The following is a 14,281-nucleotide window of genomic DNA, read 5'->3' as shown; positions in this document are numbered from 1 at the left end:
CCTCAAAAGGCTTCCTCGGGTAGGTCCATGCAGGTGCTGTCGCAGCGCGCCACCACCGCCAGCCAGGCGCCGATCTTGGGCAGCTCGTAGCGGTAGAAGAAGCGCATCGCGGCGAGACGGCCCTGCGCCGCCGCACTGCCGTCCGCCGGCACGCTGCAGGCCACGTCCAGCCAGATCCAGGCCAGCACCGTGTGGCCGAAGGCCTGCAGGTAGGGCACGGCATTGGCCAGCGCGCGCTCGGGCTCGCCACCGGCCCAGGCGGCCTGCGTGGCCTGTAGCACCTGCGCCCAGGCGTTCTTCAGCGCCGCGGCCTCTTCGGCCAGGGCCGGCTGCGCGCCGGCACGCGCGATGGTCTGCTCCAGCCGCGCGCCCAGCAGCTGCAGGCCGCGGCCCTGCTCCATGCGCACCTTGCGGCCCAGCAGGTCCATGGCCTGGATGCCGTGCGTGCCCTCGTGGATCATGTTCAGGCGGTTGTCGCGCCAGTACTGCTCGACCGGAAAGTCGCGCGTGTAGCCGTAGCCGCCATGCACCTGGATCGCGAGCGAGTTGGCCTCCAGGCACCATTCGCTGGGCCAGCTCTTGGCGATCGGTGTCAGCACCTCCAGCAGCAGGCCGGCCTCGGCGACGGCCTGCGCATCGCCGGTGCGCAACACGTCCACCAGGCGCGCGCAATACAGCTCCAGCGCGAGCGCGCCCTCCCCGTACGACTTCTGCGCGAGCAGCATGCGCTTGACGTCCGCGTGCTCGATGATGCGCACCTGCGGCGCGGCCGCATCCTTGCCGGCCTTGCCCTGGGGCCGACCCTGCGGCCGGTTCCTGGCGTAGTCCAGCGCGGCGTAGTAGCCGGCCAGGCCCAGCATGGTGGCCGAGGTGCCGACCGCGATGCGGGCCTCGTTCATCATGTGGAACATGCAGCGCAGGCCTTCGTGCGGCTGGCCCACGAGGTAGCCGATGGCGCCTGCGCCGCCGCGCACGGGGTACTTGCCCTCGCCGAAGTTCAGCAGCGTGTTGGTCGTACCGCGCCAGCCCAGCTTGTGGTTCAGGCCGGCCAGCGCCACGTCGTTGCGCTCGCCCGTCAGTTGGCCTGCGGTGTCGATCAGCTTCTTGGGCACGATGAACAGCGAGATGCCGCGCGTGCCCGCGATCGGCTTGCCGTCCGGCCCCGGGATCTTGGCCAGCACCAGATGGACGATGTTCTCGTTGATTTCGTGCTCGCCCGAGGAGATCCACATCTTGTTGCCGGTGAGCCGGTAGCGCGGCCCCAGCGGATCGGCCTCGAAACCATCGCCATCGGGCACGGCACGTGTGGCCACGTCCGACAGCGAGGAGCCGGCCTGCGGCTCGGACAAGCACATGGTGCCCGAGAAGCGGCCATTGAACTCGTTGCGCGCGAACACGGCTTTCTGTAGCTCAGTGCCATGCACCAGCAGCAAATTGGCATTGCCCTTGGTCAGCAACGCCGAGTTGATGCTGACCGAGGCCAGCGCGAAGAAGGCGTTGGCCGCGGCCTCCACTGTGAACGGCAGCTGCATGCCACCTTCGTCGTAGTCCTGCGCGGCGCTGAGCATGCCGGACTCGGCGTAGGCGCGGCTCGCTGCCTGCGTGGCCGCCGGCAGGATCACCTTCTCGCCGTCAAAACGCGGCTCCTCGGTGTCCACGAGCCGGTTGAAGGGTGCGTACTTCTCGCGCGCGATGCGCTCGCAGGTGTCGAGCACGGCATCGAAGGTCTCGCGCGAGTGCTCGGCGTAGCGTGCGGCGCCGGTCAGCCTCTCGGCCTGCAGCCAGTCGTACAGCAGGAAATCCAGCAGGGGGCGCAGGCTCATGGGGTGGCTTTCTCGGGCAAGGCGGCAATCGTGCCCTGCGCCAGCGCGCAGAGCTTCTCGGCACCGTCCTGCAGCGCGAACACCTCGCAGCTGCAGACGGTCTGGGAGCGGCCCGCGTGCACGGCGCGCGCGCGCGCGATCAGGCGCTCGCCCACGCCGGGCCGCAGGTAGTTGATCTTGAACTCGGCCGTCACGACCGGCACGCGCATGGCCGTGCCGCCCGCGAAGGTCAGCGCGTTGTCGGCCAGGTAGCTCAGCACGCCGCCGTGGGCGAAGCCATGCTGCTGCAGCAGCTGCGTGGTGAGCGGCAGCTGCAGCTCGACCGCGCCGGGCTGCAGCGCCGTCAGCTCCGCGCCCAGCAACTGGCTGAAGGGCTGCGATGCCAGCGCCTGGCGGCCGAACGCGAGGAATTCTTCGGCCGACGGCACTGGCTGGGCCATCAAAGCACCTCGAAGATGCCGGCCGCGCCCATGCCGCCGCCGATGCACATGGTCACGCACACCTTCTTGGCGCCGCGGCGCTTGCCCTCGATCAGCGCATGGCCGGTCAGGCGCTGGCCCGACACACCGTAGGGGTGGCCGACCGCGATCGCGCCGCCGTTCACGTTGAGACGCTCGGCGGGAATGCCGAGCTTGTCGCGGCAGTAGATCACCTGCACGGCAAAGGCCTCGTTGAGTTCCCACAGGTCGATGTCGTTGACCGTGAGGCCCAGGCGCTTGAGCACCTTGGGGATCGCGAACACCGGGCCGATGCCCATCTCGTCGGGCTCGCAGCCGGCCACGGCGAAGCCCAGGAAGCGGCCCAGCGGCTGCAGGCCCTTCTTCTGCGCCAGCGACTCGTGCATGAGCACGCAGGCGCCTGCGCCATCGGAGAACTGGCTCGCATTGCCGGCCGAGATCAGCCCGCCCGGCAACGCCGAGCGCAGGCCATGGATGGCATCGAAGGTGGTGCCGGGGCGGATGCCCTCGTCGTTCTCCACCGTCACCTTCTTGGTGACGAGGCCCAGCGTCTTGTCGGCCACGCCCATGGTCACGGTGATGGGCGCGATCTCCTGCTTGAAGAGGCCGGCCTCCAGCGCGGCCGCGGCCCGCTGTTGGCTGGCGGCGCCGTACTCGTCCATGGCATCGCGGCCGATGTTGTAGCGCTTGGCCACCTGTTCGGCAGTCTGCAGCATGTTCCAGTAGATCTCGGGCTTCATGGCCTTGAGCTCGGGGTCCACGGCCATGTGCTGGTTCACCTCCTGCTGCACGCAGGAGATGCTTTCCAGGCCGCCGGCCACAAGGACATCGTTCTCGCCCGCGACGATGCGCTGCGCGGCCAGCGCGATGGACTGCAGGCCCGAGGAGCAGAAGCGGTTGATCGTGAGGCCGGCGGTGGTGACCGGCAGGCCGGCGCGGATGGCGATCAGGCGCGCGACGTTGCCGCCCGTCGTGCCTTCGGGCAGCGACATGCCCATGATCACGTCCTCGACCTCGGCGCCCTCGATGCCGGCGCGCTGCACGGCATGCTGCACGGCGTGCGCGCCCAGCGTGGGCCCGTAGGTCATGTTGAAGGCGCCCTTCCAGCTCTTGGTCAGCGGCGTGCGGGCGGTGGAAACGATGACGGCGTTGGTCATGGCAATTCCTTGTTCTTTGGGATGATCAGTTGAAGGTCTTGCCTTCGGCGGCCAGGCGCGCGAGCAGCGGCGCGGGCTGCCAGAACGCGGCGTCGTCCAGCGGGTTGGTCGCGAAGCGCTGCATGGCCTGGACCACGTTGAACAGGCCGACCTGGTCCGCATACAGCATGGGGCCGCCGCGGTGCACGGGGAAGCCATAGCCGAAGATGTAGACCACGTCGATGTCGCTGGCCTTGTTGGCGATGCCTTCTTCCAGGATGTGGGCCGCCTCGTTGACGAGCGCGAACACCAGGCGCTGCACGATCTCTTCGTCCGAGATCTTGCGCGGCGTGATGCCCAGGCTCTTGCGGTGCTCCTCGATCATCTTCACGACCTCGGCGTTCGGGACCGCGTCGCGCTTGCCGGCCACATAGTCGTACCAGCCTGCGCCGGTCTTCTGGCCGAAGCGGCCACGCTCGCAGAGCAGGTCGGCCGTCTTGCTGTACTTCATGCCGGGCTTCTCGACATAGCGGCGCTTGCGGATGGCCCAGCCGATGTCGTTGCCGGCCAGGTCGCCCATGCGGAACGGGCCCATGGCGAAGCCGAACTTCTCGATGGCCTTGTCGACCTGCTCGGGCGTGCAGCCCTCGTCGAGCAGGAAGCCGCCCTGGCGACCGTACTGCTCGACCATGCGGTTGCCGATGAAGCCGTCGCACACGCCCGAGACCACGGCCGTCTTCTTGATCTTCTTGGACACCGTCATCACGGTGGCCAGCACGTCCTTGCCGGTCTTGGCGCCGCGCACCACCTCCAGCAGCTTCATGACGTTGGCCGGGCTGAAGAAGTGCAGGCCCACCACGTCCTGCGGACGCTGCGTGAACGCGGCGATCTTGTCCACGTCCAGCGTGGAGGTGTTGCTGGCCAGGATGGCGCCGGGCTTCATGACGGCATCGAGCTGCTTGAAGACCTGCTCCTTGACGCCCAGTTCCTCGAACACGGCCTCGATCACGAGGTCGGCGTCGGCCAGGTCTTCGTAGGCCAGCGTGGTCTTGAGCAGCGCCATGCGCTGCTCGTACTTGTCCTGCTTGAGCTTGCCCTTCTTGACCTGGGCCTCGTAGTTCTTGCGGATGGTGGCGACGCCGCGGTCCAGCGCCTCCTGCTTCATCTCCAGCATGGTGACCGGGATGCCCGCGTTCAGGAAGTTCATGGCGATGCCGCCGCCCATGGTGCCGGCACCGATCACGGCCACCTTCTCGATCTTGCGCTGCGGCGTGTCTTCGGGCACGTCGGGGATCTTGGACGCAGCACGCTCGGACACGAACAGGTGGCGCAGCGCGCGCGACTCGGGCGTCCACATCAGGTGGATGAAGGCCTCGCGCTCGGCGGCCATGCCGGCGTCGAACTTCTGCTTGGTGGCCGCTTCCACGGTGTCCACGCACTTGGCCGGCGCGGGGAAGTTCTTGGCCATGCCCCTGACCATGTTGCGCGCGAACTGGAAGTAGGCGTCGCCCTTGGGGTGCTTGCAGGGCAGGTTGCGCACGAGGGGCAGCGGCCGCGCTTCGGCCACCGAACGCGCATAGGCCAGCGCCTCCTCGGCCAGCGATTCGGGCGATGCCGCCATCTTGTCGAACAGCTTCTGGCCCGGCACAGCGGCGATGAACTCGCTCTTGACCGGCTCGCCGCTCACGATCATGTTAAGGGCCGCTTCCACACCCAGCACGCGCGGCAGGCGCTGCGTGCCGCCCGCACCGGGCACCAGGCCCAGCTTGACCTCGGGCAGTGCGACAGCACAGCCCGGCGCGGCGATGCGGTAATGGCAGCCCAGCGCGAGTTCCAATCCCCCGCCCATGCAGACCGAGTGAATGGCCGCGACCACGGGCTTGGCCGAGTTCTCCACGGCAAGGATCACGCTGAGCAGGTTGGGTTCCTGCAGCGCCTTGGGTGAGCCGAACTCCTTGATGTCGGCACCGCCCGAGAAGGCCTTGCCGGCACCGGTCAGCACGATGGCGCGCACGGCGCTGTCGGCATTGGCTTTGGCCAGGCCATCGGCGATGCCCTGGCGGGTCGCAAGCCCCAGTCCATTGACCGGTGGGTTGTTCAGGCTGATGACGGCAACGTCACCGTGGACTGCATAGGCAGCGGTCATGCTGGAGCTCCTCGTTGGACATGAAACGAACGACCGTTCACTTTTCATTCTAGGGGTGAAGTCGTCGCTGCCGGATCGGTGTTGTCCCGGTCGGGACATGGATTCGGGGCTTGGCGTTACACCTTGTTTCCATGTGACTTTGTCTTCAGAACGTCACGCCGGAGGGATGCAATGCGCGGCGTCCCATGACCGATGCTTCTTCGCCCCAACCCGTACTCGCGCGTCGCCTTGTGGGCGCGTTCTGCCTGACCCTTGTGCTGTGCCTGGCGGGCACGGCGATCGGCATCCGCTCGCTGCAGCGCGTCGACGCGGCCACGCAGCAGGCCATCGGTCACAGTGTCGTGAACGAACGCCTCGTGGCCGATGCCTACCGGCTGCAGGCCACGAACGCTGCGCGCTACAAGGCCTTCGCACTGAGCTCCGAGCCCGAGGTGGGCGAACTGCTGATGGCCGACATTGCGGCCACGCGCACCGCGTACCACCGGTTGCTGCAGCAGCTGCGCCAACGCCTCGCAGGTCAGGCGGATGCCGAGCGGCTCGCACTGGTGCTGCGCCACGGCGAGGCCTTCGAGGCCGCCGTACAGGAACTCGTCGCTGCGCGCGACTCCGGCCTGACCGAGCGCATCCGCCAGGTCTTTGCCCAGCGCTTCGAGCCGGCCATGCAGTTGCTCATGGCCAGCCTGGATCAACTGGCCACGCTGCAGCGTCAGGCCATCGACGCCACGGGCCAGGACATCGCAGCGCTCAGCGCCTCGGCACACCAGGCCCTGCTGGCTTTCGGCCTGGCCGCACTGCTGCTGGGCGCCCTGCTTGCGTGGTGGCTGGTGCGCAGCATCTCGGGCCCGATCCGCCAGGCCGGCCAGACCGCCCAGCGCGTGGCCAGCCTGGACCTGCGCGAGGACATCGCTGGCCATGGCCGCGACGAGGCCGGCCGCATGCTGCAGTCGCTGGCCAGCATGCAGGGGGCCTTGCGCGGCCTGGTGGGCCAGGTGCGCGACGCGGCCCAGGCCGTGCGCACGGGGGCGGGCGAGATCTCTCTGGGCAACCACGACCTGTCCGAGCGCACGGGCATGGCGGCCTCCAGCCTGCAGCAGACTGCAGCTTCGCTGGAGCACATCACAGGCCAGCTGCAGCACGCGGCAAGGCATTCGCAGGATGCCCAGGCGCGCGCACGCCAGGCCGCGGCGCAGGCGGTCGAGGGCAGCGCCGCCTTTGCCCAGGTGGTGCAGACCATGGCCGGCATCGAGCAGTCCTCGCGCAAGGTGTCCGACGTGGTCGGCGTGATCGACGGTATCGCGTTCCAGACCAACATCCTCGCGCTCAACGCGGCCGTGGAAGCGGCCCGCGCCGGCGCTTCCGGCCGCGGCTTCGCGGTCGTGGCAGCCGAGGTGCGCCAGCTGGCCAACCGTTCGGCCGCGGCCGCACGCGAGATCAAGGTGTTGATCGCCGAATCCATGGGCAGCGTGGCAACTGGCACGCAGCTCGTGGGCCAGACCAGCCAGGGCATGGCCGGCATCGTGGCCGCCATCCAGGGCGTGGCCGACACGCTGGGCGAAATCGCCCTTGCCAGCCGCGCGCAGACCGAGGACATCGCGCAGATCAACACGGCAGTCTCTGCGCTGGACCAGATGACGCAGCAGAACGCTGCGCTGGTCGAGCAGGCCGCCGCTGCCTCCGAAGGCCTGCGCCAGCAGGCGCAGGCGCTGGCGGCGCTGATCAGCCGGTTCACGCTGCCCGATGCGGGCGGCGTGCAGCAGGCCGCGCTGGGCTACACCTCCAGCCACTCCTTGCGGATGTAGGCATCGGCGCGCAGGGCCTCGGGCGTGCCCTGGAACACGATGCTGCCGTGGCCCATGACCAGCGCGCGGTCGGAGATGCTCATGGCGATGGTCAGCTTTTGCTCGATCAGCAGCACCGAGATGCCGCGCGCCTTGAGTGCCTTGAGGTATTCGCCGACCAGCTCGACGATCTTGGGCGCCAGGCCCTCGGTCGGCTCGTCGATGATGATGAGGTCGGGGTCGCCCATCAGCGCACGGCACAGGGTCAGCATCTGCTGCTCGCCGCCCGAGAGCACGCCGGCCTCGGTGTGCTGGCGCTCCTTGAGCCGCGGGAACATGCCGTACATGTCGTCGAAGCCCCAGCGGCTGCCCTGCCCCTTGCCCTTCTGGCCCAGCATGAGGTTCTGGTGCACCGTCAGCGTGGGAAAGATGTCGCGGTTCTCGGGCACGTAGCCGATCCCCAGGTGCGCGATCTCGTAGGCCTTGCGCCCCAGGATGTCCTGGCCCTTCCAGGCGATCTGGCCGGTGCAGTCCACCAGGCCCATGATGGCCTTGGCCGTGGTCGAGCGGCCCGAGCCGTTGCGCCCGAGCAGCGCGACGATCTCGCCCTGGCCGATCTCCAGGTTCACGCCATGCAGCACATGGCTCTTGCCGTAGTAGGCGTGCAGGTTGTCGATCTTCAGCATGTTCAATGTCCACCTGCTTGCTGTTCTGCGAGCACCGAGCCGAGGTAGGCCTCCTGCACGCGCGGGTTGGCGCGCACCGCGTCGGGCGTGTCGAAGGCCAGCACCTCGCCATAGACCAGCACGGCGATCTTGTCGGCCAGGCCGAACACCACACCCATGTCGTGCTCCACCGTCAGCAGCGTCTTGCCCACGGTCACGTCGCGGATCAGCTGGATGAAGCGTGTGGTCTCGCTCTTGCTCATGCCGGCCGTGGGTTCGTCGAGCAGCACCACGCTGGAGCCGCCCGCGATCGTCAGGCCGATCTCGAGCGCGCGCTGCTCGGCATAGGTCAGGTTCATGGCCAGCACGTCGCGGCGCTTGTCCAGCTTGAGCATGTGCATGAGCTGCTCGGCGCGGTCGTTGGCGTCCTTCAGATCGGCCAGGAACTTCCAGAATGCGTAGCGATAGCCCAGCGACCAGAGCACGCCGCAGCGCAGGTTCTCGAACACCGACAGCCGCGTGAACAGGTTGGACACCTGGAAGCTGCGCGACAGCCCGCGCCGGTTGATCTCGTACGGCGCCAGGCCATCGATGCGCTGGCCGTTGAGCCGGATCTCGCCGCTGGTGGGGCCGAAGCGCCCGCTGATGAGGTTGAACAGCGTGGACTTGCCGGCGCCGTTGGGGCCGATGATGGCCACGCGCTCGCCGGGCGCAACCTTCAGTTCGGCGCCGCGGATGATCTCGGTCTTGCCGAAGCTCTTGCGCAGGTTGATGAGCTCGAGCGCGTAGCCCGTGGTGGATGTGGACTGGCTCACGCGGCCTCCCGCCGTTTGATTTCCTTTTCGATCGCGACCTGGGCCTCGCCCCAGTCGTGCATGAAGCTGCGGCGGGCCACCTCGAACAGGCCGATGCCGGTCAGCAGCACGAAGATGCAGCCGAACCAGCTGTCCACGCTCGCCACATCGAGCGTCGCGCCCAGGAAACGCAGTTCCGAGCCCATGGCCGCACCGAGCTGCAGGTGGTAGACCATCTCGACCATCGCCGCGGCCCCCGCCAGCAGCACCAGTGCCGTGCCGCCCAGTGCGAGGTAGGAGGTCCACAGCCGGCGCAGCTGGCCGAATGCGGCCACGCGCAGGTTCATCATGACCAGGCTGGCGATGCCCCCCGGCGCATACATGACCATGAACAGGAACACCAGGCCCAGGTACAGCAGCCAGGCCTTGGTGAACTCGGACAGCAGCACGAAGGCCAGCACCATCAGGATGCCGCCGATGATGGGGCCGAAGAAGAAGGTAGCCCCGCCCAGGAAGGTGAACAGCAGGTAGCCGCCCGAACGCCCTGCCCCCACCACCTCGGCCGTCACGATCTCGAAGTTCAGCGCGCCCAGGCCGCCCGCGATGCCGGCGAAGAAGCCCGCGATGATGAAGGCGATGTAGCGCACGCGGCGTGTGCTGTAGCCGATGAACTCGACGCGCTCGGCGTTGTCGCGCACGGCATTGAGCATGCGACCCAGCGGCGTACGCGTGAACGCGAACATGGCGGCCACGCAGACGAAGGTGTAGACGGCGATCAGGTAGTACACCTGGATCTGCGGTCCGTAGCTGACGCCGAAGAAGGGCTTGCCGGCCACGCGGTTGCCGCTGACGCCGGCCTCGCCGCCGAAGAAGCCCGAGAACATCAGCGACATCGCGAACACGAGTTCGGCCATGCCCAGCGTGATCATCGCGAAGGGCGTGCCGGCCTTCTTGGTGGTCACGTAGCCGAACAGCACGGCGAAGAACATGCCGGCGATGCCGCCCACGATGGGCAGCAGGCTGACCGGGATCGGCAGCTGGCCGCCGCTGACCATGTTCAGCGCATGGATGGCCACATAGGAGCCCAGGCCCGTGTAGACCGCGTGGCCGAAGCTCAGCATGCCGCCCTGGCCCAGCAGCATGTTGTAGGACAGGCAGGCGATGATGGCGATGCCCATCTGCGACAGCATGGTCGCCGACAGGTTGCTCGTGAACAGCAGCGGTGCTACCGCCATCACGAGCGCGAACAGGCCCCAGACGACGACACGGCCGACGTTCCAGGGTTTGAAGCTGTAGTGTGATTTCGACATCTCAACCCTCCCGGCTGCCAAGCAGGCCCTTGGGCCGGAAGATCAGGATCAGCACGAGGAACAGGTAGGGCAGGATGGGTGCCACCTGCGAGACCGTGAGCGTGACCAGCGCATTGCTGCTGGCCGCCGGACCCGGCTCCATGCCCAGGCTGCGCAGCAGGCCCAGCAGCGAGCCGTCCATGGCGACCGCGAAGGTCTGGACCACGCCGATCAGGATGGACGCGAGGAAGGCGCCCGACAGCGAGCCCATGCCGCCGACCACCACGACCACGAAGATGATGGAGCCCACCGTGGCCGCCATTGCCGGCTCGGTCACGAAGGTGCTGCCGCCGATCACGCCGGCCAGCCCGGCCAGCCCGGCGCCCGCGCCGAACACCAGCATGAACACGCGCGGCACGTTGTGGCCCAGCGATTCCACGGCCTCGGGGTGCGTGAGCGCGGCCTGGATCACCAGGCCGATGCGTGTGCGTGTGAGCAGCAGCCAGACGGCCACCAGCATCAGCACGGCCACCAGCATCATGAAACCCCGCGTGGCCGGGAACGGCGAGCACACCACGCGCACGGCGGCGTCCGCCGCCTGGCACATGCCGGCCGGTGCCGCGCCCCAGACCAGGCTGAGCCCGTCCACCGAATGCTGGACCAGCGTGAACGCCGGCCCCTGCAGCACGGGCGGCGGGGTGAACGGCACCGCCGTCCGGCCCCAGACCAGTTGCACGATCTCCAGGATCACGAAGGACAGGCCGAAGGTCACCAACAGTTCGGGCACGTGGCCGAACTTGTGGACCTTGCGCAGGCACAGCCGCTCGAACAGCGAGCCCAGCACGCCGACCACGATGGGCGCCAAGACCAGTGCCGGCCAGAAGCCGACCAGCTGCGACACGGTGTAGCCCGCGTAGGCACCCAGCATGTAGAAGCTTGCGTGCGCGAAATTGAGCACGCCCATCATGCTGAAGATCAGCGTGAGCCCGGAACTGAGCAGAAACAGCAGCAGGCCGTAGCTCAGCCCGTTGAGCATCGAGATCGTGAAGAACTCCATCACCTCACCTTTGCGACCACCAGGTCAACCTCAAAAAAAGGCCCGAGCCAGAACCTCTGGATCGGGCCGGTAGGCGGCAGCGTGCCGCCCGCGGAACCGCGTGGGTGTCATCCAGGCCGCTTCATCTGGCAACTGGTGGGCGTGCTGGACACGTAGGACTCGAAGGTCTGCACCGGCGCCAGTGTCATGCCGGTGTTCTCCGGGCTGTAGGGGTACTTGGCGTCGGCCTTCTGCCAGACGCTGAGGTACAGCGGCTGCTGCAGCTGGTGGTCGGACTTGCGCATCTCCACATCGCCGTTGAAGCTCTTGAACTTCAGGCCCTCCATGGCCGCCGCCACCTTGACGGGGTCGGTGGACTTGGCCTTGGCCATGGCCTCGGACAGCGCCGTGTAGATGTGGATCACCGAGCCGGTGTAGAAGTCGTCCTTGAACTTGGTGTTGAACTCGGTCATCCACTTGCCCATCTGGCCACCCATGTTGTAGTGGTTGTAGGCGACCTGGTAGACGCGGCCTGCACCGCCCGTACCCAGCGCCGTGGGCGTGCCGGTCACGCCGGCGTAGTAGGTGTAGAACTTGCCGTTGTAGCCACCCTCGTTGGCCGCCTTGATCAAGAGCGCGAGGTCCGAACCCCAGTTGCCGGTGATCACGGTGTCGGCGCCGGAGGCCTTGATCTTGGCGATGTAGGGCGCGAAGTCGCGCACCTGGGCCAGCGGGTGCAGGTCTTCACCGACGAACTGCACGTCGGGCCGCTTGCGCGCCATGATCTCCTTGGAGAACTTGACGACCTGCTGGCCGTGCGAGTAGTTCTGGTTGAGCAGGTAGACCTTCTTGATGTCGGGCTGCTCCTTCATGTAGCTGGTCAGCGCCTCCAGCTTCATGGAGGTGTCGGCATCGAAACGGAAGTGCCAGTAGTTGCACTTGCTGTTGGTGAAGTCCGGGTCCACGGCCGAGTGGTTGAGGTAGATCACCTCCTTGCCCGGGTTGCGCGCGTTGTGCTTGTCGATCGCGTCGATCAGCGCGGCGGCGACCGAGGAGCCGTTGCCCTGCGTGATGTAGCGCACGCCCTGGTCAAGCGCGGCCTTCAAGGCGTTGAGGCTTTCGGCCGGGCTCAGCTTGTTGTCGAAGGGCACGACTTCGAACTTCACGCCGGCCGGATTGCTCTGGTTGAACTTCTCGGCGAAGAACTGGAAGCTCTTGACCTGGTTGTTGCCCACCGGCCCCATCAGGCCGGATAGCGGGTCGATCCAGGCGATCTTGACCGTCTCGCCCTTCTGGGCGAAGGCGCCCATCGCACAGGCCAGCAGCGCAGCGGCTGCAACGATTCGTACAACAGGCTTCATTCGTTCGTCTCCTAGTGGTCTGAAAAAGTGCGGGCAGGTTACAAGTCTTCGTTTGCGCCACCGCTGAGGGATTGCCCTAGGCGGTGTCGTGTGCGGCTCACAAGCCCGGCAGTCGGTAGTCCTTGAGCTGCTCGCGCAGCCGGGTTTTGAGCATCTTGCCGGTCGCGCCGAGCGGGATCGCGTCGACGAAGACCACGTCGTCCGGGATCTGCCACTTGGCGGTCTTGCCCTCGTAGAACTTCAGCAGTTCCTCGCGGCTCACCTCGGCATTGGGCTTCTTCACGACGACCACGATGGGCCGCTCGTCCCACTTGGGATGGAACACGCCGATGCAGGCGGCCATGGCCACGGCCGGGTGCGCCACGGCGATGTTCTCGATGTCGATGGAGCTGATCCATTCGCCGCCGGACTTGATCACGTCCTTGCTGCGGTCGGTGATCTGCATGAAGCCGTCGGCGTCGATGGTGGCCACGTCGCCGGTCGGGAACCATTCCACCCCCTGGGCATCGCGCACCAGCGGCGCGCCGCCCTCGCCCTTGAAGTACTCGCGCACCACCCAGGGGCCGCGCACGAGCAGGTCGCCGGCGGTCTTGCCGTCGAACGGCAGGTCTTCGCCGTTGGCGCCGACGATCTTCATGTCCACACCGTAGATGGCCCGGCCCTGCTTGAGCAGGATCTTCATCTGCTCTTCCTTGGGCAGGTCCAGGTGCTTGTTCTTGAGCGTGCACAGCGTTCCGAGCGGCGACATCTCGGTCATGCCCCAGGCGTGCAGCACCTCCACGCCGTAGTCTTCGCGAAAGGCATTGATCATGGCCGGCGGGCAGGCCGAGCCCCCGATCACCGTGCGCTTGAGCGTGGAGAACTTGAGCCCGGCCGGCTTCATGTGCATCAGCAGCATCTGCCAGACCGTGGGCACGCCGGCGGCGTAGCTGACCTTCTCGGCTTCGATGAGTTCGTAGATCGACTTGCCATCCATGGCCGGGCCGGGGAACACCAGCTTGGCGCCCGTGAGTGCTGCCGAGTACGGGATGCCCCAGGCGTTGACATGGAACATGGGCACGACCGGCAGGATGGCGTCGCGCGCGCTGATGCCCATCACGTCGGGCAGCGCCGCGGCGTAGGCGTGCAGCGTGGTCGAGCGGTGGCTGTACAGCGCGGCCTTGGGGTTGCCCGTGGTGCCGCTGGTGTAGCACATGCTGGACGCTGTGTTCTCGTCGAACACGGGCCATTGGTAGGTGCCCGGCTTGTCGGCCAGCCAGGTCTCGTAGCTCTGCAGGCCGGGGATGCCGCTGTCGGCCGGCAGCTTGTCGGCGTCGCACAGCGCGACCCAGTGCTTGACCGTGGGGCACTTGGCATGCACGGCCTGCACGAGCGGCAGGAAGCTGAGGTCGAAGCACAGCACCTGGTCTTCGGCGTGGTTGGCGATCCAGGCGATCTGCTCGGGGTGCAGGCGCGGGTTGATGGTGTGCAGCACGCGGCCCGACCCGCTCACGCCGAAGTAGAGTTCCAGGTGGCGGTAGCCGTTCCAGGCCAGCGTGGCGACGCGGTCACCGAAGCCCAGTTGCCAGGCATCCAGGCCGTTGGCGACCTGGCGTGCGCGGCGCGCCACGTCGCGCCAGGCGTAGCGGTGGATGTCGCCTTCCACGCGCCGCGAGACGATCTCGCCGTCGCCATGGTGGCGCTCGGCGAAGTCGATCAAGGACGAGATCAAAAGGGGTTGGTTCTGCATCAGACCCAGCATGGCTATGGCTCCCGGAATCGCTTGTTTTGAACGGCGAGCATCGTAATCGCACGA

Annotated in this window: 11 protein-coding genes; 1 reads left to right on the top strand and 10 read right to left on the bottom strand. The window is 67.3% G+C overall.

Annotated features, from left to right (window positions below; genetic code table 11):
• Positions 1 to 2: 2 nt before the first annotated feature.
• Genes ASF45_RS09090 through ASF45_RS09075 form a run of 4 tightly spaced genes read right to left on the bottom strand, consistent with a single transcriptional unit; the run spans position 3 to position 5,563 of the window.
• Positions 3 to 1,823: an acyl-CoA dehydrogenase gene (locus ASF45_RS09090; RefSeq protein WP_056660281.1), complete on the bottom strand. Its 1,821-nt coding sequence runs from the start codon at positions 1,821 to 1,823 to the stop codon at positions 3 to 5.
• Positions 1,820 to 2,263 carry a PaaI family thioesterase gene (locus tag ASF45_RS09085; protein ID WP_200932134.1) on the bottom strand — a complete coding sequence of 148 codons (444 nt, stop codon included), beginning with the start codon at positions 2,261 to 2,263 and terminating at the stop codon, positions 1,820 to 1,822. The genes ASF45_RS09090 and ASF45_RS09085 overlap by 4 nt, the downstream gene beginning before the upstream one ends.
• Positions 2,263 to 3,438: an acetyl-CoA C-acyltransferase gene (locus ASF45_RS09080; RefSeq protein ID WP_056660278.1), complete on the bottom strand. Its 1,176-nt coding sequence runs from the start codon at positions 3,436 to 3,438 to the stop codon at positions 2,263 to 2,265. Before ASF45_RS09080 ends, ASF45_RS09085 begins: the two co-directional genes overlap by 1 nt.
• A gap of 25 nt (positions 3,439 to 3,463) precedes the next feature.
• On the bottom strand, positions 3,464 to 5,563 hold the full coding sequence (locus ASF45_RS09075) for a 3-hydroxyacyl-CoA dehydrogenase NAD-binding domain-containing protein (protein WP_056660275.1): 2,100 nt from the start codon (positions 5,561 to 5,563) through the stop codon (positions 3,464 to 3,466).
• Between the two features lie 185 nt (positions 5,564 to 5,748).
• Between ASF45_RS09075 and ASF45_RS09070 the strand changes: the two genes are divergently transcribed.
• The gene (locus tag ASF45_RS09070) at positions 5,749 to 7,362 is read left to right on the top strand and encodes a methyl-accepting chemotaxis protein (RefSeq protein WP_056660272.1); all 1,614 of its coding nucleotides are present in this window, start codon (positions 5,749 to 5,751) and stop codon (positions 7,360 to 7,362) included.
• Here the strand turns inward: ASF45_RS09070 and ASF45_RS09065 are convergent.
• The 6 genes from ASF45_RS09065 to ASF45_RS09040 form a co-directional block, all read right to left on the bottom strand.
• Complete coding sequence (locus tag ASF45_RS09065) at positions 7,332 to 8,027, bottom strand: ABC transporter ATP-binding protein (protein WP_056660269.1); 696 nt, start codon at positions 8,025 to 8,027, stop codon at positions 7,332 to 7,334. The genes ASF45_RS09070 and ASF45_RS09065 overlap by 31 nt on opposite strands.
• Positions 8,028 to 8,029: 2 nt before the next feature.
• Positions 8,030 to 8,821, bottom strand: a complete 792-nt coding sequence (locus ASF45_RS09060) for an ABC transporter ATP-binding protein (protein ID WP_056660266.1) — start codon at positions 8,819 to 8,821, stop codon at positions 8,030 to 8,032.
• Positions 8,818 to 10,110, bottom strand: a complete 1,293-nt coding sequence (locus tag ASF45_RS09055; RefSeq protein WP_056660262.1) for a branched-chain amino acid ABC transporter permease — start codon at positions 10,108 to 10,110, stop codon at positions 8,818 to 8,820. Before ASF45_RS09055 ends, ASF45_RS09060 begins: the two co-directional genes overlap by 4 nt.
• 1 nt (position 10,111) lies before the next feature.
• On the bottom strand, positions 10,112 to 11,146 hold the full coding sequence (locus tag ASF45_RS09050) for a branched-chain amino acid ABC transporter permease (RefSeq protein ID WP_056660259.1): 1,035 nt from the start codon (positions 11,144 to 11,146) through the stop codon (positions 10,112 to 10,114).
• Between the two features lie 107 nt (positions 11,147 to 11,253).
• Positions 11,254 to 12,486 (bottom strand): branched-chain amino acid ABC transporter substrate-binding protein, encoded by a 1,233-nt coding sequence (locus tag ASF45_RS09045; RefSeq protein ID WP_056660256.1) that lies wholly within the window; start codon positions 12,484 to 12,486, stop codon positions 11,254 to 11,256.
• A 97-nt stretch (positions 12,487 to 12,583) separates the two neighbouring features.
• A complete protein-coding gene (locus ASF45_RS09040) occupies positions 12,584 to 14,227 on the bottom strand; it encodes a 3-(methylthio)propionyl-CoA ligase (protein WP_056660253.1) in 1,644 nt (547 codons plus the stop codon).
• Positions 14,228 to 14,281: the final 54 nt, after the last annotated feature.

The organism is Pseudorhodoferax sp. Leaf265 (assembly GCF_001422365.1).
In the GTDB taxonomy this organism is placed as follows: Bacteria; Pseudomonadota; Gammaproteobacteria; order Burkholderiales; family Burkholderiaceae_C; genus Pseudorhodoferax.
Note: the sequence above shows the minus strand (reverse complement) of the source record. Positions and strands in the feature narration are given on the sequence as shown.